We start from the raw sequence: 22,768 nt of genomic DNA, 5'->3' as shown, positions 1-22,768 counted from the left end.
AAGGGTCGATGATCAGTGAGCACCCATCAGGCGGGCCATGCGCAGGCACCGACGGCCGCCCTGCCGCGGACCGCCGTCGCGGCCACACCGCACCAGCAGCAGCTCTACGTCGCCCACGAGCTGACACCGGATCACACAGATCACGAGCTGCGGTTGACCGTCACCTTCGAGGGCACCACCGACACCACGCGGCTGCGGTCCGCCGTGGCCGCGTGCGTACGGCGCCACGACGCACTGCGCACCCGCTTCACCTTCGAGGGCACCACGCTGGTGCAGTCGGTGCACAGCGAGCCGCCGTCGTTGTGGGAGCAGCCGGACGCCGCCTTCGACCCGGAGCGGGGACCGCTGCTGCGGGCCGCTGTGGAACCGAACGGCCACACCGGTCTCAGGCTGACGCTGTCCCTGCATCGTATGGTCGCCGACGAACGCTCGCTCGACCTCCTCCTCGACGACCTCCTGGCCGCGTGGCAGGCTCAGGAAGGGCCGGGGGCCGTACACCTGCCCGCCTCGCCCGCACCGCAGTTCACCGAGTACGCCGCGACCGCCGCGGACGGCTCCGTCGCCGCGGCCCCGGACGCCGAGGACCCCGCACCACCGCGGCTTCCCGGCATCCTTCCCGGCCGGGCCGCCACCCATCGGTTGCGCTTTCCTGCGCAGGCCCTGACGGGTCTGCGCGACCTGTGCGCGGCGGCCGGCGCCGGCCTGGACGACGGGCTGACCGCCCTCCTGGCCCTGCTGGTCGCCCGGTACGCGGACACCGACGACGTCCTTCTCGCCACGGTCCGCGACGAGCGCGGGACCGCGTTCGCCTCCGCCGTCGGCCCGTTCACCACTCCCCTGACCAGCCACGCGGACCTGACCGGGGACCCGGACTTCCGCACCGTGCTCGGACGGCTCCGGCATCTGGCCCCTCGCGGCGCCGGGGCCGACTGGCCGGACGAACAGCCGCCGCTCCCCGTCGCCTTCGAGTTGCGCGCAAGCCACGCCGCCGTGCGGGAGCTGCCGGACGGAGTCGTCGCCACCCGCCAGGACACTCCCCCGCCGCACCCCCATGCGCTGCGGCTGACCGTCACACCGGACGGGCAGGCACGCTTCGACGCCGCCTGGCCCGACTGGCTGACCGAGCAGTTCGCCCGGCACTACGCCCAGCTCCTCACCGAGGTCGTACGCAGCCCGTGCGCCCCGGTGCACACCCTCGCGGTGCCTGCCGCCGGGCAAACGGCCGACGCGGCGCCGGAGGTGGGCGAGGAGACCGTCCTCGACCGGTTCGTCCGTCATGCCGCCGAGCGGCCCGACGCCGTCGCGGTCCGCCACGGCCGGGAACAGCTGACCTACGCCGAGCTCGACCGGCGCTCCAACCGGCTCGCCCGGCACCTGCGGCAGCTCGGCGTGGGCCCCGAGGTCCTGGTCGGCCTGAGCGCCGAACGGTCCCCGGAGCTGGTCGTGGCGATCCTGGGCATTCAAAAGGCGGGCGGCGCCTACGTCCCGCTGGACCCGGCGTACCCGGACGCCCGGCTGTCCTTCATCGTGAGGGACACCGCGCTGACGCACGTACTGGTCGACGGGCGGCCGGGCGGCTGGCTGGACGGCTTCACCGGCAGCGTGGTCTCGCTCCGGAACGACGCGGCCGCCATCGCCGCGCACCCGGCCGAGGCACCGGACCACCGGGTCCACCCGAACGACCTGGCGTACGTCATCCACACCTCGGGTTCCACGGGAGAGCCCAAGGGCACTCTCATCCCGCACCGCAACGTCGCCCGGCTGTTCACCTCGACCGCGCACTGGTTCGGGTTCGGCCCCGATGACGTCTGGACACTGTTCCACTCCTACGCCTTCGACTTCTCGGTGTGGGAGCTGTGGGGTGCGCTGGCCCACGGCGGCCGGCTCGTCGTCGTCCCGTACGAGATCAGCCGGGACCCCGGTGCGCTCCTGCGGCTCCTGGCCGCCGAAGGTGTCACCGTCCTCAACCAGACCCCGTCGGCGTTCGCCGTGCTGATGCGCGAGGAGGAGCGCGCGGACGTCGCCGTACCCGCCCTCAGGTACGTGGTGTTCGGCGGCGAGGCGCTGGAGCCGCGAACGCTGGGCCCGTGGTTCGCACGGCATCCCGACGGACCGCGCCTGGTGAACATGTACGGCATCACCGAGACGACCGTCCACGTCACCTACCGGCCCATCTCGCCGCGGGACGCCGAGGAGGGCACCGGCAGCGGCAGCGTCATCGGAGTCGCCATCCCGGACCTCGTGCTGGACGTCCTCGACCACCGGGGCCGCCCCGTGCCCGACGGGGTCACCGGCGAGCTGTACGTGCGAGGTGCCGGACTCGCCCGTGGTTACCTCGGGCGCCCGGAGCTGACCGCGGCCCGCTTCGTCACGCTGCCCGGCGGGCGGGCCTATCGCACCGGCGACCTGGTTCGGCGGCTGCCCGGCGGGGAGCTGGAGTACCGCGGCCGGGCCGACGACCAGATGAAGATCCGGGGCTTCCGGATCGAGCCGGGAGAGGTGGAGGCGGCGCTCGTCGGGCATCCGGACGTCCGGGAGGCCCTGGTGTCGGCCGTCGACGACGGTGGGGGCGGCGGCCCGCGGCTCGTGGCCCACGTCGTCTCCGAGCGGGCGGGCCTGGGCGCGGCAGAGCTGCGGGACCACCTCCTCGACGCGCTGCCTCCCCATATGGTTCCGGCTGCCTTCGTAGTGCTCGACAGCTTCCCGCTCACCGTCAACGGCAAGGTCGACAGGCGCCGCCTGCCCGCCCCGTCCCGCGCGGCCGACGCGCCGGTGACCGCCTCGGCCAACCGGGCGGAGGAAATCCTCGTCCAGGTCTGGAGCGAGGTGCTCGGCCATGAGCGGGTGGGCACCGACGAGAACTACTTCCTGCTGGGCGGCGACTCGATCCGCACCATCGGTCTGCTCAGCCGGGCCCGGGAGAGAGGGCTGGACTTCCGGCTCCAGGACCTCCTGCGCTATCAGACGATCCGGGACCTGGCCCCGCACACCTCCCTGGTCGCCCCCGGCAGCGGCGGCACCCGGTACCGGCCGCTGTCGCTGCTGACGGCCGAGGACCGGGCCGCGCTGCCCGCCGACGTCGAGGACGCCTTCCCGCTCTCCCAGTTGCAGGCCGGCATGCTCTACCACAGCGGGCTTGACGCGGCCGAGCGGATCTACCACAACGTCTGCGGGTACCACATCCGGGCCGCCTGGTCCGAGGACGCCTGGCGCACCGCCGTGGACTCGATGGTGGCCGACCACCAGATACTGCGGGTCTCCTTCCACCTGGAGGGCTTCGGCGAACCGCTCCAGCTGGTGCACCGCCGCGTCACGGCCCCGGTCTCCTTCGAGGACCTGCGCCAACTGGACGAGGCCGGCCGACGAGCCGCCCTGGACGAGCGGTTCACCGCCGAGAAGCGGACCCCGTTCTCCTGGGAGCAGGCCCCGCTGATCCGGTTCCACGTGCAGCGGCTGACCGACCACACCTTCCAGCTGTGGGTCACGGAGCACCACGCGATCCTCGACGGCTGGAGCGAGCGCTCGCTGATCACCGAACTGTTCGACCGCTATCTGCGGTGTGTCGACGGCCCCCGAACATCCGAGGTCGTGTTCCCCGAACCGCCCGCGGCCCGGTTCGGCGCGTTCGTCGCGGAGGAACGCGCCGCCGTGGCCGACGAGGAGCACCGCGCCTTCTGGGCGGAGCACCTGGCCGACTGCGAGTTCACGGCGCTGCCCCGGCTGCGGCCCGCGACGGGGCGGCCCGACATGCGCATCGTCCCCGTGGAGTTGCCGCCGCACGAGGCGTCGGCACTGACCGAGTGCGCCGAACGGCTCGGGGTGCCCATGCGTACCCTTCTGCTCGCCGCCCACCTGCGCGTGGTCTCACTGCTCACCGGAAGCCCGGACGTCGTCACCGGCGTCGTCTACAACGGCCGGACCGAGGACCGCGACGGCGACCGCGTGCTGGGCATGTTCCTCAACACCCTTCCTTTCCGTACCCAGCTGACCGGAGGCACCTGGGACGACCTGGTGACCGCCGTCCACCGCACCGACATCGCCGTACAGCCGCACCGCCGCTTCCCCATGCCGGAGATCAAGCGGGCCGTCGGCGGCCGGGAACTGTTCGAAGCGTTCTTCAACTTCACCCGCTTCCACGTCTACCGGTCGGTCCTGGACCGGGCGGCCGAGCTGGAGGTGCTCGACGAGCGGCGCGTCACCAACACCAGCATCCCGTTCGGCGCCGAGTTCTCCCAGGACCTCGCCTCGGCCGCGGTACGACTGCATCTGCGCTACGACGCCGACCGGTTCACCGACGAGCAGGTGGCCGAGATCGGCGGCTACTACCGGCGGACGCTCACCGCGCTGGCCACCGCTCCCGGGGACCGGTACGAACACACCGTGCTGCTCTCCGAGGCGGAGCTGCGCCGCCTCGACCGGTGGCACGGCGATCCCGTCCCCCGGGACGGCAACCGTCTCTTCCCGGCGCTGTTGGAGGACCGGGCGCGGGAGCGGCCGCACGCACCCGCCGTCGTCGACGGCAGCGCCACGCTCGGCTACGCGGAGCTGAACTCCCGCGCCAACCGACTGGCCCGGGAACTGCTCGCCCGTGGCGCCGGCCCCGGCCGCGTCGTCGCGCTCGCCCTGCCCCGCTCCGCCGAGCTGCTCGTGGCCCTGGTGGCGGTACTGAAGACCGGCGCCGCCTATCTGCCCGTCGACCCGCGGTACCCGCGGGAGCGGATCGCCCTGCTGCTGACGGACGCCCGGCCGACGCTCCTGGTGACCGATGCCGGGACGGACCGTGCCCTGCCCGCGGCCGACGTCCCGCGGCTCGTCCTGGACGAGCCCGCGACCGACAGGGCCGGCCGGCCCGACGGCGATGTCACCGACGCCGAGCGTCCGCGCCCGCTGCGCCCGGCCGACCCGGCCTACATCATCTACACGTCCGGGTCCACCGGGATGCCCAAAGGCGTGGTCGTCTCTCACGCCAACATGGCCGACCTGCTGGCCTGGCTGGCCGGCTTCCTCGGCACGGAGGGGCTCACCCAGGTCCAGGCCACCACCTCGGTCAGCTTCGACGTCTCCGTCTTCGAGATCTTCGGCCCGCTCGCCACGGGCGGCACCGTCCGGATCCACCGGGACCTGCTCGCGCTGGCGGAGGAGGAGACCCTGGCGGCCGGCCCGGTCACCGCGCCCGCCCTGGTCAGCGGGGTGCCCTCGGTCTTCGCCGATCTGATCCGGCGCCTGGACCCGGCGGTCACCGCGGGTACGGTGGTGCTGGCCGGCGAACAGCTGGGCGCCGCGGTGGCGAACGAGATCGCGGCGGCGTTCCCCGGGGCACGCGTCGCCAACATCTACGGCCCCAGCGAGGCTCCCGTCTACGCCACCGGTTGGCTCGGCGACGGCCCCTTCGACCAGGCACCCCCGGTGGGCCGCCCGTCCTGGAACACCCGCGCCTACGTTCTCGACCAGGGACTGTGCCCGGTGCCCGTGGCCGTGCCGGGCGAGCTGTACCTGGGCGGCCCGGGCCTCGCCGCCGGCTACCTCGGCCGGCCCTCGCTCACCGCGGAGCGCTTCGTCGCCGACCCGTACGGCGAGCCGGGAGCCCGGATGTACCGCACGGGGGACCTCGTGCGCTGGTTGCCGGACGGCAACCTGGAGTTCCTCGGACGGCTGGACGACCAAGTCAAGATCAACGGCTTCCGGATCGAGCTGGGCGAGGTGGAGGCGGTGCTCGTCCGCCACCCCCACGTCGCCCAGGCGGCCGTCGCGGTCCGCGAGGACCGTCCCGGTGACCGGAGGCTGGTCGGCTACGTCGTCCTCGAACCCGGAGCCGCGACCGACGGCCCCGCGCTGCGCCGCCACGTCGAGGGCACACTGCCCCGGCACATGGTGCCGATGGTCGTCACCCTGCCGGCCCTGCCCCGCACCCCCAACGGCAAGCTGGACCGGCGGGCGCTGCCCGCGCCGGACCCCGGCCGCGCGGCGGGCCGCGAGGAGCGCCCGCCCGGCACCGCCCTGGAGAAGGAGCTGGCCACACTCTTCGGCGAGGTCCTGGGCACGGACGGCCCGGACGGCCGGCTCGGTGCGCACGACAGCTTCTTCGACCTCGGCGGTCACTCGCTCCTCGCCTTCCGGCTGCTGGGGCTGCTGCGCTCCCGTTTCGGGGCCCGGTTCGGCATCGACACCCTGTTCCGTGTCCCGACCGTCGCCGGTCTGGCCGCCCTCCTCGACGGTCCGGCGCCGGAGGTCGACCCGGGCGGTGCGCTGGACGTACTGATCCCGCTGCGGCCGCACGGCGGCCGGGAGCCGCTGTTCTGCTTCCACCCCGGCGTCGGGCTCGGCTGGGTGTACTCGGGGCTGCTCCGCCACCTGGACGCCGATCGCCCGGTCTACGGCCTCCAGTCCCGTGGCCTGGACGACCCCGCCGCCCTGATCCCGGACCTGACCGCGATGGCCAGGGACCATGTGGCGCAGCTGCGCTCCGTCCAACCCCAGGGCCCTTACCACCTGTTGGGCTGGTCCATGGGCGGCATCCTCGCCCACGAGGCGGCCCGGCTGCTGCGCGCCGAAGGCGAGGAGGTCGCTCTGCTGGCGCTGCTCGACTCCTATCCCCGGCGGCCGGACGCCCGTCCGGTCGACTACGACCAGCCCGAGGCCCTCGCGGAGGTGCTGCACTCACTCGGGATCCGGCACCCGGACGGCGCGCCGCCGCTCGACCCGGCGGCGGCCCTGCGCGTCCTGACGGAGCACGGCAGCCCGCTCGGCACGCTGTCGAGCGGTCAGCTGGCCTCGGTGGCCGAGGTGTTCACCAACAACGTCAACGCGCAGCGGCGGCACGACTCCCGGCCCGTCGACGTGGACGTGCTGTTCTTCGAGGCGATGGAGGGCAAGGCGCCGGATCCCGAGGGGCCGGGCGACTGGGCGCCGTACACGAGCGGACGGATCGAGAGTCATCCGATCGCCTGCCGGCACGGTGACATGCTCGCCCCCGGCCCCCTGGCCGACATCGCCGCCGTGCTCGCCCGGCGCCTGGACGGCCCGGACCACACCGCGTGAGCGGCCCCGCCGGCATTCTGCCCGACCTGTCTGGAGGCACCTGTGAGAAGTCCCTTCGAGACCCCGGCCGACACCGTGGGCAGCTTCCTCGCTCTGGTCAACGACCGGCACGAGTACTCGTTGTGGCCCGCCGCGGCGGACGTGCCGGCCGGGTGGTCGGTCGCGTACGGGCCTGCCGACCGCTCGGACTGCCTGGAGCTGATCGAAGGAGCCTGGGCGGACGACCTGATCGGGGCCTCGCATGACCGCTGACCCCACCGGCCCCGTCGGCGGGCCCACGATTCCCTTCCACATGATCGACCCGGCCGTGCATCCGGACCCGGACACCTGCGACACCTGGCGCGAACTGCGGGAGAAGCACCCGGTCGTTCGGTGCGAGACCGGAGACGGCGGCCCGGGGTTCTGGGCGGTCACGCGCTACCGTGACATCGCCGCGGTCTACCGGGACACCGCGCGGCTCGGTTCGGAGCAGGGCAACATGCTCGGCACCCTGCTCACCGGCGGGGACTCCGCGGGCGGCCAGATGCTGGTGGTCACCGATCCGCCCCGGCACACCGCCGTGCGCCGCATGCTGATGGGCGCGTTCTCGGCCCGGGCCATGGCCCCGGTCGTGGACAGCGTGCGGATCGCCACCCGCGGCCTGGTGGGGGCCCTGGTGGAGGCGGGCGGGGGTGACTTCGTCGCCGATGTCGCGGCGCAGATCCCGCTCATCGCGATCTGCGAACTGCTCGACGTGCCGCCCGCGGACCGCGCCGCGATGCTGGAGATGACCATGGCCGCGCTGGGCGCGGAGGGCTCGCGGGAATCCAGGGAAGAGGCCGCGCGGGCCCAGCACGAGATCCTGCTCTACTACGCCGGACTGCTTCCCGGTCGCCGCAAGGCGCCCGGGGAGGACATCGTGAGCCTGCTCGCCACCGAGGAGGCCGACGGTGTCCGGCTCAGCGACGCCGAGGTACTGCTGAACTGCTACAACATCATCATCGGCGGCGACGAGACGACACGGCTGTCGTCCGCGGGCGCGGCGCTGGCGCTGATGGAGAACCCGGAGCAGTGGGAGCGGCTGCGCCAGGACGAGGGGCTGCTCGATCCCGCGGTGGAGGAGGTGCTGCGCTGGACGACTCCGGTGACGCACGTCGGCCGTACCGCCACGGTGGACATCGAGCTGAGGGACCGGCGGATCACCGCCGGCAGCATCGTGACGCTGTGGAACATCTCGGCGAACCGGGACGCGGAGATCTTCGAGGAGCCCTACCGCTTCGACATCTCCCGCAGCCCGAACCGGCACCTGACCCTCGGCCACGGCCCGCACTTCTGTCTGGGGGGACCGCTGGCCCGGGTGGAACTGCGGGTCATGCTGGAGGAGTTGCGCCGTCAGGTCGGTGAACTGGAGCCGGCCGGGCCGGTCGAGCGGATCACCTCCAGCTTTCTGACGGGTGTCAGCCGGCTCCCGGTGCGATGTTCGGCGGGTGCGTGACGAGCCGGGGCGGGTGGCACGCCACGGTGCCACCCGCCGGTGCGGCCGCCCGGTCAGACGTGGTCGCCGGACGGCTCGGCGCCCGGGTCGCCCGCGGTGTTCTCCAGATGCCCGGCCAGTTCCCGCAGGGTCGGATACCGGTACAGGTCCGCGAGGGTGAAGCCCGGTATCAGCGTCATGGTGCGCATGGCCTTCATCGAGTCGCCGCCGAGCACGAAGAAGTCGTCGTCCCGGCGCACCGACGCGACGCCCAGGACCTCCTGCCAGGCCGCGCCGAGCCGTGCCTCCCAGGCGCCCCGCGGCCGGTCCTCGGCGGGCGCCGCGGGGTCCGGTCCGGCCGTTCCGGGCGCGAACGCGGCGGGAAGGGCCTTGCGGTCGATCTTGCCGTTGGGGCTGAGAGGAAGGGCCGGCAGCGTGAGCAGGACGCCGGGGACCATGTGCGACGGGAGCCGGGACGCCAGGTGCTCGCGTACGTCGTCGGCCCTGAAGCCGGCGCTCTCGTGCGGCACGGCGTAGCCGACCAGGACCGGGGCTCCGGCGGCATCGGTCTGTGCCGTCACCACGGCCTCCTTGACGGCCGGGTGGTCGCGCAACGCCGCCTCGATCTCGGTGAGTTCGACGCGCAGGCCGTGGATCTTCACCTGGAGGTCGACCCGGCCGATCAGCTCGATCAGTCCGTCGGCGTCGAACCGGGCCAGGTCTCCGGTGCGGTAGAGGCGCTCGCTCACAGGTCCGTACGACCACGGCAGGAAGCGCTCCGCGGTCCGCTCGGGCTGGTCCAGGTATTCGCGGGCGAGCCCGGTGCCGGCCAGGTACAACTCGCCCGTGACACCGGGCGGTACGGGCCGCAGGGCGTCGTCGAGGATGTACACGCGCTGGTTGGCCATGGGGCGCCCGTACGGGATGCTCGTCCAGGCCGGGTCGGTGGTCTCGACCTCGAAGACGGTCGAGTAGATGGACGCTTCCGTGGCCCCGCCGAGGGAGATGAAACGGCACCCGGGTGCGCGGGAGCGGGTCCGGTCCGGCAACCGCAGCGGGATCCAGTCACCGGCGAGCATCACCAGCCGCAGGTCGCGCAGGGGCAGCGCCCGGCCGGTCGGCCGCGGGTCGGCGGGCCTCGGGTGAGCGGGCTGGTCGTCGGGGGCGGGCCGCTCGGCGTGGTCGAGGTGTTCCAGGACCAGTTCCAGCAGCGCGGGCGCGGTGTTCCAGAGGGTGACCCGGTGGCGGGCCGACAGCTCAGCCCAGTGTCCGGGGTCCCTGGTGCGGCCGGGCGAGGGCAGCACCAGGGTGCCTCCGCCGATGGGCACGCCCAGGAATTCGTACACGGACATGTCGAAGCTCGGCGACGACAGGCCCAGCACGCTGTCGCCCGGTCCCACGGCGAAGCGGGTGTTGAGGTCCGCGATGTTGTTCATCACGCCGCGGTGGCACAGGGCGATGGGCTTGGGCGTGCCGGTGGAGCCGGACGTATGCATGACGTAGCAGAGGTTGTCCGGGCCGGCGACGGGATGCGGGTCGTGGTCGGGCTCGGCGGCCGGCTCGTCGGCCGCGCGGTCGAGGACGATCAGATGGGCTCCGCCGGGCCCCTCGGCCCGCGGGAGGCCGTCGGCGAGGTCGCTTCGGCTGATCACGGCCACGCAGGAGACGCCCGTGATCATGGTGGCCACGCGCGCGCTCGGGTAGCCGGGGTCGAGCGGTACGTAGGCGCCGCCCGCCTTGAGCACGCCGAGGATGGCGACCAGGAGATCGGGCGACTGGTCGAGGTACAGGCCTACACGCCGGTCCGGCCCGACGCCGAGTCTCCGCAGCCGGTGGGCCAGCCGGTTGGCGGCCGCGTTGACCTGACGGAATGTCAGCAACTGGTCGTCCTGGGCCACGACGACGGCGTCCGGGGCGCGCGCGGCCTGAGCCTCGAACGCCTCGTGCAGACACGACCCAGGGTGCGGCAGTTCCGCCGCGGTGGCGTTCCACTCGACGAGTATCCGGTGCAGCTCGCTCTCGCCGAGGAACTCCAGCTCCGCCAGGGGCAGGTCCGGGCGGGCGAGCCCCTCGGCCAGCAGGGCGTGGAAATGGTCGAGCAGTCGCTCGGCCGTGGCGGTGTCGAAGACCGTCTCGTCGTAGCGCAGTTCGACCGGCAGCGGCCCCTCGTCGAGGGTGGGCAGTACGAGCTGTGCCTCGTACGGAAGGTCGGCCGGCACCGTCGCTCCGAAGCTGACGGCCGTGGGGATGTGGCCCCCCGCCGGGTGCTCCTGTGCCGCACCGGCGTCCTTCACCAGCGCGCGGAAGGTGGTCTCCCCGGTGACCGTCAGACGGACGGCGGTGTCGTCGGATCGGTCCCGGCTCAGGGCGAGTTCGACGTGGTTGCGGCCGGTGTACCGGTACAGCAGAGCGGCGAACGCGGCGACGGCGACCCGTTCCCGTGTGGTCCCACAGGTCTTCGCCAGCGTCTCGAGGCCCGCGTCGTACATCACGGGGACATTCCGGCGGGCCGTTCCCGTGCAGCGCGGCCGGGGGCCGCCGCTCGTCCGGTCGCCTGGGAGCTGAACGGCATAGGAAGTCAATTCCCCGCCTTCCGTCTCGGAGTTCCGGGCGGCGCATGCGCGCATCCGGCATGCGACCGTTCCCCGACTGACACATTGCCAAATACATTGCGACAACGACTGGTTGGCGAGATTATCGATCACCTCTGGCCATCACAAGGTGACGAGCGTCACAGCATTTCTTGGAGAAGTAGGAGCACAACCTGATGCAATGTCTTTCGGGGTATCAGCTCCGCAAGGGGATTTTCCCGACCGGCCGGGAGGTCGCACCATGAACTCCACCGCTTTGGCCGCGCAGTCGGCACTGGATTCTCTCGACATCGGCGAATTGTCACGCCGGGACGGGGAGAAATGGGCGCACGCCGGAGCGGACGTGCTGGCTTCCTGGGTCGCGGACATGGACTTTCCCACGGCACCCGCGATCCGTGAGGCGGTGGCGCGCCGGGCCGCGGGGGACCTCGGCTATCCGACGTGGTTCGACGAGTCGCGGGGCGGTCCGCTCGGCGAGGTGTTCGCCGAGCGGACCCGGCGCCGGTACGGACACCTCCCGGACCCCACCCACGTGCGGATGTTCACCGACATCAACCAGGCGATGCTGGCCGTCCTCCAGCTGGCCACCGCCCCCGGCGACGCGGTGCTGGTGCACACCCCGGCCTGCCCTCCGTTCGTCGAGGTCATCGAGCGGATCGGGCGCCGGCCGCTGACGGTGCCGGTCGAGGACGACGGCACGGGCTGGGGGTTCGATCCGGACCGCATGGAGCGCGCCGTGGCGGATGCGGGGCCCGGGCGGTGCCGCGCCCTGTTCCTGGTGAATCCGCACAACCCCACGGGCAGGGTGTTCAGGCGTGACGAGCTCGAGGCGCTCGCGGATCTGGCGCTCCGTCATGACCTGCTGGTCGTCTCGGACGAGGTGCACGCGGATCTGGCCCACGCCCCGCACCGGCACATCCCGTTCGCCTCACTGAGCCCGGAGGTGGCGGCCCGCACCGTCACGCTGACCTCGGGCAGCAAGGCGTTCAACCTGGCGGGGATCCGCTGCGCGGTCGCCCATGTGGGCCCGCGGGCCGTGCGCGAGGCCGTCGACGACCGGCAGGGCCTGCTCTTCGGTCAGGTGGGCGTGCTCGCGGTGGAGGCGCTCAAGGCCGCCTGGACCTCGGGCGATTCCTGGCTGGAGGAGGTCATGGCACTGCTCGACCGCAACCGCCACCGGGTGGCCGAGCGGCTCCCCGCGGGACTGTCCTACCGGATTCCGGAGGCCGGATTCTGCGCCTGGCTGGACTGCCGCCGCCTGGACGTGGGCGACGATCCCATGGCCTTCTTCCGCGACGAGGCCAAGGTACTGCTCTTCTCCGGCCCGTCCTTCGGCGCGACAGGAAACGGATTCGTGCGCCTCAATTTCGGCACTTCTCTCAAGGTGCTCGACGAAACACTGGACCGTATGGACACCGCTGTCCGGCGTCTGCCGAAGTGACTGTCTTCTTTGTCCTGTTGACTCGCACCGGGCGCCGCCTAGTAAAGTGACAACAAAGATCACGGGGGCTTTCTTGATTACCTGCACGGTCGACAAACCATGCCAGTCGAACCGCTTTATCAGGCGCTCCGTGTCGGACCCGCACAACCGGGATCAGACGGCCAACTCAATCAGTGCCGTATAACGATCCGGAGGGCTGATGACCATTCACACTGTCGAAAGCGTGCAATCCACTGGTGGAAATGTACGCGTACATCGGCCGGGGGACGCGGCGGACCTCGCCTCTTTCCGGCAACTACGCCGCGTACGCCGGGAGAGACTGCTCGACGACCTGGCACAGGGACGCACGGCACGCCGCTACTTCCCGGTGCTTTCGGTCCTGGCACCCGTCATGACCCAGGCCGAGGGGGAGATCACCTACCCCGGTGATCCGATGTGCCTCTATACGGCGCTCTCCGTGGCCGTGCGCCGAGCCGTCGACGACGCGGGCCCACTGGCAGAGGCCACGCACTACACCGACTTCGCCCCCGAGTGGACCCGGTTACCGTCCAAGGAATACCGGCTGGCCGCCGGGGCGGACGGCTACCGGCCCTACGAAAGCGACCCCAACACCGACCAGACGGTGTTCGACCCGCGCGTCTGGGACGACGCGGCCAGAGTGCGCTGGATCCGGCTGCTGCGCGAGGTGCGTCCCCGGGTGGTTCTGATCAGCGCGGTCTCCCCCGCACACCGTTACGCGCTGGAGATGGCCTCCCTCGTCAAGAGCGAACTCCCGGAGGCCTTCGTCATCCTCGGCGGCCGCCACGCGGACGAGACCATCACCTGTACGCCCGACGGTCAGAGGCTCCTCCTCAAGCCCAGCAGCCCCCTGTCCGTCATCCAGGAGGGCAGGGCGCCGAGGGTCGTCGACGCCGTGGTGACCGGCGAGGCCCATCACGCGGTGGACCTGCTGATGCGAGCCGTGGCCCTCGCCGTCGACCTCGACCGGCAGTGGGTGGACCGCGATCGCGTCCTCGGGCTCCTCCAGGGGCTGCTCGCCGAGGAGGGCCCCGGCCCGGGCCAGGCCCTGGCCGTGCTCGCCTCGGACGACGGCTTCGACGCCGTACCGCTACGCGGTCGCACGCTCGACCTCGCCGAACTCCCCTCGCCCTACGAGGCGTTCGCGATCCGCTCGCACTTCCCGATCTTCACCGCACCCGACACCGGCGCGGTCCTGCGCACCGCCCACTTCATGGTGTCCAACGCCTGCCCGTACCGCTGTAACTTCTGTTCGGAGTCGGTGCAGGTGGCGGGCACCCTGAAGCGCTTCAAACGCGATCCGATCAGCACGGCGGTCGAGCGGGTCTGCGAGTACGTCCACTACGGCGCCGAGTCGCTCTTCTTCGACGACTCCGTGTTCTGGAGCGGACGTTACCGGGACATCGCGGAGTTCTGCGACGCACTGGCCGAGCTGCGCGCGGCGGACGGCGAGCGAATACCTGACCGCTTCCGGGCGCGCCTCGGCGATCCCGACGACCTCGAACGGCTGCGCCGGCTCCAGTGGGGCGCCCAGCTCACCGTGGACACGCTCGTGGCCCTGCACTCGCCCGAGCAGTCCGCCGAGATCCTGCGGAAGATGAAGGCCGCCGGGTGCACCTATATCTACATGGGCATCGAGAGCATGTCGACGCAGGTCATGGACCACATCCACAAGAACCTTCGCCGGGACGAGACCCGCCCCTGGAAGGCGAAGGTCAGGGAAGCGGCCCGGCTGGTGAAGGAACAGGGGCTGGAACTGGGCACCTCGGTGCTCTTCGGCCTCGACGGAGAGACGCGCGCCAGCATCGACGAGACCATCCACGAGGTGGGGCGGCTGATCGACGACGGTTTGATCGACCTCGCCAGCCCCAACATCCTCACCTACCATCCCGCGACCCCGGTCACCACCCAGCACGGCATGCAGGACCGGCTCGACTACCACTCGCCCCGCATCGACAACCGGAAGCCCTACATCTACTTCGAGGAGGCCTTCCCCGGAGTGGTATCGGTCCTTCTCTCAGAGGACGACATCTGGCACATCCACAACGAGACGGGCATCCACTGGGGCACCGTCCGCAACGACTCGTCTCCGACCGCGGCGGTCCCGTAACCCCGGAGCCTTCGGTGCGACCCCGGCTGCCCGCCCACCGGCGGGCGGCCGAGGCGCCGGGAACGCTGAGGCGTCGGGAACGCTGGGCGTCAGTTCTCGCGCAGCGGTCACGGGCGGCCCAGTTATATTCCATACGTGGATGACGATCACGGGCAACTCCTCGCGGGGCGCTACCGGTTGAGCCGCCTGCTCGGCCAAGGGGGCATGGGCGCCGTCTGGCAAGCCCACGATGAGCAGTTGGGGCGGGACGTCGCCGTCAAGGAGTTGCGGCTGCCCGAGCATCTGGGCGAGGCCGAGCGGCAGAACTGGATCGCCCGGCTCGACCGCGAGGCCCGCGCCGCCGCACGGCTGAAGCATCCGGGGATCATCACCGTTCACGACCGGATATCCGGCCCCGACGGACGGCCCTGGATCGTCATGGAGTTGGTGGACGGCGGGTCCCTCGCCGACCTCATCGAGGCACAAGGCGCGCTCACGCCCCAGCGGGTCGCCGACGTCGGACGGCAAGTGGCGGCTGCGCTCGGTGCCGCGCACCGGATGGGGATCACGCACCGGGACATCAAGCCCGCCAACATCCTCCTCGAAGAGGACCGGGTCGTTCTGACCGACTTCGGGATCGCCGCCCTCGAAGGGGACGCCACCCTCACCGCCACCGGCATGATCATGGGCACGCCCGCGTTCATGGCTCCCGAACAGGTCCGCGGCCTGCCCGCGACGGCCGAGTCCGACCTCTGGTCCCTGGGCGCCACGCTGTACGCCGCCGTGGAGGGCCACGCTCCGTTCGCCGGGACGGCCCCGGGCGCGGTCCTGGTCGCCGTCGCGACGGAGCCGCCGATTCCTGCTGTGCGGGCGGGGGCACTCGGTCCCGTACTCGACGGGCTGCTGCACAAGGATCCGGCCGCGCGCCTGACCATGGATCAGCTGCGGGCCCAGCTGAAAGGCGCCGCGGCGCCAACTCCCGGAGTGGCCACCCCCGTCGCGTTCGCACTCCCCACGATGCCGGCGAGGAGCCCCGTCCTGCGGCAGGACGCGGCGGGGCCCGCCGCCGGGCGGCGGCCCGCACCGCGCCGACGGATCTCACCGTGGGTCAAGCTGGGCGCGACGATGCTGGTGATCGCGCTGGCCCTGAGTGCCGGGTACCTCCTCGACCAGCGGGCCGACAACAGCACGTACGAGGCCAACCGGAGTGTGGCCGACGCCCTGACCGCCCCCAGCGGCTTCTCCCGGCCGACCACATCCCGCATCGCCGGAAACGTGGCACAAGTGACGTACACATGGCCCGACCCGTGTGTCGATCACTGCGCCAAACAAGTCTCCCTGATCGAGGAGTGGTTGAGGCAGCAGGCGGGCGTGGCCCGGGTCAACACCTTCGGGCCCGACCTCGGCGGCTGTCTCGACGACAAGGACGGCTGCCCCATCCTGATCGAACAGGTGCGGTCGTACAAGGACCCGGCCGTTCAGGGCGCCGCACTCCAAACGGAAGGCGACCGGCTCTCGTTCCGGGTCGAAGTGGGCCGATAGCAGCCGTCGGCCGCCCGATGGCGTCGTCGGCATAACCGGCTAGCCTTTAGAGTGAGTCCATGGATCTTGCGGACGACCTGATCACCCGACCGTACGACGTGTACCGGGACTTGCGCACCACCTCTCCCGTGCACCGCGTCACCGGGACCGACGGTCGACCCGCCTGGCTCGTCACCCGGTACGACGACGTACGCGCCGCTCTCGCCGACCCTCGGCTCTCGCTCGACAAAACGAACGCGCGGGAGGGCAACTACCGCGGGCTGGCGCTGCCCCCCGCCCTCGACGCGAACCTCCTCAACATGGACCCTCCCGACCACACACGCCTGCGCCGCCTGGTCGGACGAGCCTTCACCCCCCGCCGCGTGGAGCAACTGCGCACGCCGATACGGGCCACCGCCGACCGGCTCCTGGACGCGCTGGGCACACACGGCACGACCGACCTGGTGACCGCCTACGCGGCCCCCCCTGCCGATCACCGTCATCTGTGAACTCCTGGGCATCCCGGAAAACCGCCGACGGGACTTCCGGTCCTGGTCGAACGTGCTGGTCGCGCCCGACCCCAGCCGGCCCCAGGTCGCCAAGGAGGCCTTCGCGGGCATGCTGGGGTTCCTCGCGGAACTCCTGGTTCACAAGAGGAGCAGCCCCGCGGACGACCTGCTCTCCGACCTGATCGCCGTCCGGGACGCGGACGACGACCGGCTCACCGAGGACGAGCTGATGTCCCTGGCATTCCTCATCCTCTTCGCCGGCTACGAGAACACCGTCCAGCTGATCGGCAACGCGGTACTGGCCCTGCTGGAGAACCCGGACCAGATGGCCCTTCTCCGGCAGGACCCCGCACGGATCGCCGACGCGGTCGAGGAGTTCGCGCGCTTCGAAGGGCCGGCCCTGCTCGCCATCCGCCGGTTTCCCACGCAGGACCTGGAGATCGGGGGAACGGTGATCCCCGCGGGCGATACGGTGCTGCTGTCGCTGTCCGCCGCCAACCGCGATCCGAACCGGTTCCCCGATCCGGACCGGGTCGACCTCGGCCGCGATGCCACAGGCCATCTGGCGCTCGGTCACGGGATCCACTACTGCGTGGGCGCCCCGCTGGCGCGCGCGGAGACCGAGATCGCCCTCGCCGCGCTCCTCGACCGGTTCGAGAACCTCGAGTTCGCCGGGGCTGATCCGGAGTGGCGTCCCTCGATGCGCGCCCGCGGCCTGACCGCGCTGCCGGTGCACTACTCCCGGGCCACCCCGGCCCCCTGAGGGGCGGTCGACGGCGGCCGAGGGGGTGTGCCAGGGCGTCAGGAGTCCTGGGAACGCATCTGCCCCATGCCGGACACCATGCATTCGAGGCCGTCGTGGAATCGCTGGCCCGTGCTGCTCGAAGCGCTGCGCTTGACGTAGTCGGCCAGGGAAGCCGGGTGGGACTGGGTCGCCATGCCGAGGTAGGGGCCGAGGCGACTCACCCACTCCTCCTCGCTCTCGGCGCTCTGGCGCGCCATCGCCTGCCAGGACGCCTCGGACAAGGCGGCGCCCACGGTGTAGTAGTAGATCGCCGAGAGCGCTGAGTCCAGCTGCCTCGGGGAGAAGTGGGCCTGCTCCAGGATCTCGATGATGGCGCTGGTGTGCGCCAGCGCGCGGGGCCCCACCGGGGGGTGACCGCCCATCAGCTCGATCATCCAGGAGTGCCGCAGCAGTACCTCGAACAAATCCGTCGCGCCCGCCTTGATGTCGTCGCGCCAGTCCCCCGTGCCGGACCGGGAAGGCGGGTCGGGGAACACCGCGTCGATGGCCAGTTCCAGCAGGTCGTCCTTGGTCGACACGTGCCAGTACAACGACATCGGTGCCGAGTTCAGCGAGTCCGCGAGCTGACGCATGCGCAGGTTGCGGACACCCCCCTCATCCAGGAGACGCACCGCCGCCTGCACGATCTGTTCACGGCTCAGCGGCTGCCTCGCCGGCCGCTGCTTCACCTCGCGCAGCCAGATCGAGCCGGGTTGGCCTTTCGGTGTGTTTTCTCGTCCAGAAGTTTCATTCACAGCCCTATGCTAACGCAGTCTCGTACGACGTACGATAGCTGGTATGACGTACGAGACCAGTTGACGGAATCCCGAAGGAGGCCAGTCATGGACGGCGTGGTGCATGAGCAGCAGGGCGCGGGCCGCGGAGGAGGTGAGGGCGGTGACGACGGCGGCGTCCCCGGGGCGAAAAACCGATGGGCGGTACTGGGCGTCCTCTCGCTGAGCCTTCTCGTCGTCGCCCTCGACCTGACGGTGCTGAACGTGGCCCTGCCCACGCTCAGCACCGAACTTCGACCCTCGTCGGTGCAGTTGCTGTGGATCGTCGACGTCTACTCGCTCGTCGTCGCCGGCCTGCTCATCAGCTGCGGCACGCTCGGCGACCGCCTGGGCCGCAAACGTTTCCTGTGCCTTGGCTTCATCGTCTTCGGCGGCGCATCGGCCGCCGCGGCCTGGGCGAGCGGGCCCGCGATGCTGATCACGGCCCGCGCGCTGCTCGGAATCGGCGCCGCGATCATCATGCCGTCGACGCTCTCGATCATCCGGAACGTGTTCACCGACCGCAAGGAGCGGACGGTGGCGCTCGCCGTGTGGGCCACCATGTCCGCGGCCGGTGCCGCGGTCGGGCCGGTGGTCGGCGGTGTCATGATCGAGCACTTCTGGTGGGGCTCGGTCTTCCTGATCAACGTGCCCATCATGGTCCTCGCCCTTATCGCCGCGCTGACCCTGGTGCCGGAGTCCCGGCATCCGAATCCGCCGCGCTGGGACACCGCCGGAGCCCTGCTGTCCGTCACCGGTCTGATCTCCCTCGTGTACGCGATTCAGCACGGCGGCGCGAAGGGCCTGGAGGCGCAGACGATCATCACAGGCGTGCTCGGCCTGGTGCTGCTCACCGCCCTGGTGGTGCGAGTGCTGCGCATCCGCGATCCGCTCTTCGACCCGACCCTCTTCCGCGACCGCGCGTTCTCCGTGGCGGTGGTGTCCGTGGTCCTCGCCATGTTCGGCATGGGCGGGCTGATGCTGCTGCTCACGCAGCACTGGCAGTTCATCGGCGGCGCCTCGCCGATGGAGTCGGGCCTTCAGCTGCTGCCGTTGCTCCTGGCCACCATGATCGGGGCCCCGATCATGTCCGTCATCGTCCCGAGGTACGGGACGCGGTACGCCATGATGATCGGCATGGGCCTGATCGGCGCCGCGTTCTTCGTCCTGATGAACGTCGAGCCCGACACCGAGTACTGGGTCTTCGCCATCGCCCTCGCGGGCATCGGCGCCGGCGCGGGTTGCGCCATGACGGCCGCGTCGGACGCCATCATGTCGACGGCCGACGCGGATACCGCGGGTGGCGCCGCGGGCATCGAGGAGACCTCCTACGAACTCGGCAACGGACTGAGCGTGGCGATCATGGGCAGCGTGGCGTCCGCGCTCTTCCGCAGGGAGATGGACGACCCCGTCGCCGGGGTGGACCCCAAGGCCATGGATGCCGCGCGCGAAGGCCTCCCCGACGCCGTCGGAGTGGCCGGTGCCCTGCCCGGTGCCGTCGGGGAGGAGTTGAAGCGGCGAGCCGACAACGCGTTCACGGACGCGTTCGGGGTCACGTCGCTGTGCACCGGCGTCATCCTCGTGGTGGTGGCGGTCGCCGTCTTCCTGTTCATCCCGCCCTCGGCGGGGCGGATCACCCCGGCGACCGAGGGCGGCGGTGACGCGCCCGAGGACGGCGTGGATCTGGTGAAACAGGAATCGAGGGAGTCCGCCGACGGCCGCCCAACGCCCGTGGACCGGCCCTGACCACAGGAAGCAGCCGGGGCCCGTAACGGGCCCCGGCTGTCCGGTGGTCGTGCCCAGGTCCGTGCGCACCGCGCTCTCCAGGGACCTGGGCACGGCTCAGGATGCTTGCTTGCGGCGCTCGACGAGTTCGACGATCCTGTCGAGCCGCTCCAGCTCGACGACCTCGTCGTCGGTGATCTCCACGCCGAATCCCTTCTCCAGGGCGAGGGCGAACTCGACCGACGCCAGGGAGTCCAGGCCGAGGTCCTCCAGCGTGGAGTCCGGGGCTATCCGGTCCTCGGAGATCTTGAATTCGTTGGTGAGCAGGGACTTGACCGATTCGTACACCGTTTCCTCCGGGGGACGCTGCGTCGGTGGGTGGGACGGGCGGTTGGTCCGCCTCAGCCGCGGTACGTATGCACGGCCAGGGCCGTGACGTCCGGCCACGTCAGAGAGGCCGCGCCCCAGGCGAGCCCGCCGCCGAACGCCGCGAGCAGCACCCGGTCGTTCGTCCGCAGCCTGCCCGCCGCGGCCGAGTCGGCGAGCAGCAGGGGAAGGGACGCGGCCGAGGTGTTGCCGACATGCTCGATGTTGGACAGGACGCGGTCGCGCGGGACGCCCAGTTCGTCGGCGACGGCTTCGCTGATGCGTGCGTTGGCCTGATGGGTCGCCAGACGGTCGACGTCCTCGACCGTCCAGCCGGAGCGCTCGATGACCTCGCGCGCCGACTGTGCCATGCGCTCCTTCGCGTGCCGGTAGACCTTGCGGCCCTGCATCTGTAGGTGGTGATCGCTCGGCTCGGGCACGGTCCGGGCGGCGCGCTGCCGGGCACCGCCCGCGGGGATCTGGATGAGGTCGCTGTGCGTGCCGTCGCTGCCGAGCCGGATCGGGCCGATGGCTCCCGGCTCGTCGGGGTCACCGGCGCGCAGCACGACGGCTCCGGCGGCGTCGCCGAAGATGACGGCCGTGTTGCGGTCCTGCGGGTCGACGATGGCGGAGAAGGTCTCGGCGCCGATGACCAGGACGCGGTCGGCGAAGCCCGCGGCGATCGCCCCGACTCCTGCCGACAGCGCGTACAGGAATCCGGCGCAGACGGCGGCGACGTCGTGCGCGGCGACGGGGCCGAGCCCGAGCGCCGCCGCGACCTCGGGGGCGGTGGCCGGGCAGAGGCGGTCCGGGGTCGCCGTCGCGAGGACGACCGCGTCCACGTCGTCGCGGCCGGCCGACTTCAGGGCCAGCCGCCCCGCCTCCACGGCCAGTTCCCGCGTGGCCATGCCCGGCGGGACGGTGTGCCGCTCGGCGATGCCGGTGCGGCTGCGGATCCAGTCGTCGGTGGTGTCGAGGCGGGCTTCCAGGTCGGCGTTGGTGACCGTGCCGGGCGGCACCCAGCCGGCGACGCCCGCCAGCACGGCCGCGCGTGTCCTGTTGTGGTCCATGTCCGCGGGCCTCACGCCTTCCCCAGCAGGATCGCGCTGCTGACCATGCCGACGGTGTAGTTGAAGGAGAGCGCGTGATCGATGCGCAGTGGCCGGGCGGTGGTGCCCGGCACCGGGTCGAAGAGGCAGGTGTCGTCCGGGTCGACGCAGCCGGCCGTCGGGAACACCAGGTCGCGCTGGATCATCAGGGACGTGGCCGCCACTCCCAGAGCGCCGAGCGGACCGCCGTTGTGCCCGAAGCAGGCCTCCTGCACGGTGACGGGCATCGCGGTCGCGCGGTCCCCGAAGAGGCTGCGCATGATGTTCGACTCCGTCTCGTGAAAGACGCGGTCGCCCTCGGCCCCTCCGTTGACGTAGTCGATCTGTTCGGCCTCGACGAGGCCCGCCATGGCGTCCCGGGAGGCCTGGACCATGCCGGTCCCCGCACGGTCGATGGCGAAGGCGCTGTGCTGCGGGCTGCGCCGGGTGCGCTGCGCCAGCATTCGGGAGTAGGGGGTCGCGCCGCGCCGCTCGGCATGCGCGCGGCTCTCCACGACGAGCGTGATGGAGCCGTTGCCCATGTTGGAGCCCGGGGAGTTCTTGTCGTACGGGCGCATCTGCGCGCCCATCGCCAGTGCGGCGTCCTCCATGGCGTCGACGGTGATGCCCTCCTCGGCGCTCAGCTCGGCGTACCGGTCGAGGAGGTCGGCGTAGTGCCGCAGGAAGCCGAGGCCGAACACGTCGGCGCCGGTGACCACCGCGACCTCCACCTCACCGTCGGCGATCATCCGGCCCGCCATGCCCAGGAGCACCGCGGAGGACGTACAGCCGTTGGAGACGGTGAAGTTGGGGCCGGTCCCGGCCACGACCGACACCTGGACGTTGGCCACGTCCATGGGGATGCCGGTCAGGGCGAGACGGGTGCCCAGTTCGTTGATCTCGTCCTTGGTGGCTTGGGTGCGATCGGTGTTGAGGATGTCGGCGTACTGCGCCGACCAGCAGTCGCCGCCGTCCCGGGCTGCGAGGATCGCCGCTTGCGACAGGGCGCCCGAGCGCCAGTCGAGTCCGGCGTCACCGCACGCCTCGGCCATGGAGATCAGGCCGAGCAACTGCACCGGGGAATAGAGTTTCAGAGCCTTTACGGGAAGTTCGGGATAACGCTCCTTCACATCCGCGATATCGGTGCGCACTTGACCGAAGAAGACGCCGTCATTCTCCACGTAGCAGGCGCCGGTGGAGACGATGTCCAGGAATTGCGCGGACGTCGCGCACAGTCCTCCTGGGCCGGGCAGGGCGAATCCCATGCCCGTGATCAGTGCGTCGCGACCGGGATCCTGCTGCTGATGCGCCATGAGACTCCCTGTGTTGCGTGCCGCTGTCGACAGGCCGCCGACGCTAGAGCGGTGCGGGT

At 71.4% G+C, this 22,768-nt stretch carries 12 protein-coding genes and 1 pseudogene; 8 read left to right on the top strand and 5 right to left on the bottom strand.

The window, feature by feature from the left end; all coding sequences use genetic code 11:
• Positions 1 to 15 precede the first annotated feature (15 nt).
• Genes CP975_RS33745 through CP975_RS33735 form a run of 3 tightly spaced genes read left to right on the top strand, consistent with a single transcriptional unit; the run spans position 16 to position 8,512 of the window.
• Positions 16 to 7,038: an amino acid adenylation domain-containing protein gene (locus CP975_RS33745; RefSeq protein WP_055532807.1), complete on the top strand. Its 7,023-nt coding sequence runs from the start codon at positions 16 to 18 to the stop codon at positions 7,036 to 7,038.
• Between the two features lie 42 nt (positions 7,039 to 7,080).
• Complete coding sequence (locus CP975_RS33740) at positions 7,081 to 7,290, top strand: MbtH family protein (protein WP_055532809.1); 210 nt, start codon at positions 7,081 to 7,083, stop codon at positions 7,288 to 7,290.
• Positions 7,280 to 8,512 carry a cytochrome P450 gene (locus CP975_RS33735; protein WP_055532811.1) on the top strand — a complete coding sequence of 411 codons (1,233 nt, stop codon included), beginning with the start codon at positions 7,280 to 7,282 and terminating at the stop codon, positions 8,510 to 8,512. The genes CP975_RS33740 and CP975_RS33735 overlap by 11 nt, the downstream gene beginning before the upstream one ends.
• Positions 8,513 to 8,565: 53 nt before the next feature.
• On the opposite strand, the gene CP975_RS33730 is transcribed toward CP975_RS33735, so the two are convergent.
• Positions 8,566 to 10,980, bottom strand: coding sequence for a non-ribosomal peptide synthetase (locus tag CP975_RS33730; RefSeq protein ID WP_055532818.1), 2,415 nt, complete (start codon positions 10,978 to 10,980; stop codon positions 8,566 to 8,568).
• A 343-nt stretch (positions 10,981 to 11,323) separates the two neighbouring features.
• On the opposite strand from CP975_RS33730, the gene CP975_RS33725 reads away from it, so the two are divergent.
• The 4 genes and pseudogenes from CP975_RS33725 (at position 11,324) to CP975_RS33710 (ending at position 17,423) form a co-directional block, all read left to right on the top strand.
• Positions 11,324 to 12,523 (top strand): MalY/PatB family protein, encoded by a 1,200-nt coding sequence (locus CP975_RS33725; protein WP_055532834.1) that lies wholly within the window; start codon positions 11,324 to 11,326, stop codon positions 12,521 to 12,523.
• 223 nt (positions 12,524 to 12,746) lie between these two features.
• Entirely contained in the window at positions 12,747 to 14,651 is a 1,905-nt protein-coding gene (locus tag CP975_RS33720) for a B12-binding domain-containing radical SAM protein (RefSeq protein ID WP_208835598.1), read from the top strand.
• 135 nt (positions 14,652 to 14,786) lie between these two features.
• A complete protein-coding gene (locus CP975_RS33715; protein WP_246201722.1) occupies positions 14,787 to 16,172 on the top strand; it encodes a serine/threonine-protein kinase in 1,386 nt (461 codons plus the stop codon).
• 59 nt (positions 16,173 to 16,231) lie between these two features.
• A pseudogene (locus CP975_RS33710) lies at positions 16,232 to 17,423 on the top strand (cytochrome P450 family protein).
• Positions 17,424 to 17,461: 38 nt separating this feature from the next.
• On the opposite strand, the gene abrT reads toward CP975_RS33710, so the two are convergent.
• Positions 17,462 to 18,133, bottom strand: a complete 672-nt coding sequence (gene abrT / locus CP975_RS33705; protein WP_055532842.1) for an HTH-type transcriptional regulator AbrT — start codon at positions 18,131 to 18,133, stop codon at positions 17,462 to 17,464.
• A gap of 153 nt (positions 18,134 to 18,286) precedes the next feature.
• On the opposite strand from abrT, the gene CP975_RS33700 reads away from it, so the two are divergent.
• Entirely contained in the window at positions 18,287 to 19,963 is a 1,677-nt protein-coding gene (locus CP975_RS33700; protein ID WP_055532850.1) for an MFS transporter, read from the top strand.
• A 96-nt stretch (positions 19,964 to 20,059) separates the two neighbouring features.
• Here the strand turns inward: CP975_RS33700 and CP975_RS33695 are convergent, their stop codons facing one another.
• Genes CP975_RS33695 through CP975_RS33685 form a run of 3 tightly spaced genes read right to left on the bottom strand, consistent with a single transcriptional unit; the run spans position 20,060 to position 22,709 of the window.
• Complete coding sequence (locus CP975_RS33695; RefSeq protein ID WP_055532862.1) at positions 20,060 to 20,290, bottom strand: acyl carrier protein; 231 nt, start codon at positions 20,288 to 20,290, stop codon at positions 20,060 to 20,062.
• A 53-nt stretch (positions 20,291 to 20,343) separates the two neighbouring features.
• A complete protein-coding gene (locus CP975_RS33690; RefSeq protein WP_055532866.1) occupies positions 20,344 to 21,378 on the bottom strand; it encodes a beta-ketoacyl-ACP synthase III in 1,035 nt (344 codons plus the stop codon).
• A gap of 11 nt (positions 21,379 to 21,389) precedes the next feature.
• Positions 21,390 to 22,709: a beta-ketoacyl synthase N-terminal-like domain-containing protein gene (locus CP975_RS33685; RefSeq protein ID WP_055532869.1), complete on the bottom strand. Its 1,320-nt coding sequence runs from the start codon at positions 22,707 to 22,709 to the stop codon at positions 21,390 to 21,392.
• Positions 22,710 to 22,768: the final 59 nt, after the last annotated feature.

Source organism: Streptomyces alboniger, from assembly GCF_008704395.1.
In the GTDB taxonomy this organism is placed as follows: Bacteria; Actinomycetota; Actinomycetes; order Streptomycetales; family Streptomycetaceae; genus Streptomyces; species Streptomyces alboniger.
Note: the sequence above shows the minus strand (reverse complement) of the source record. Positions and strands in the feature narration are given on the sequence as shown.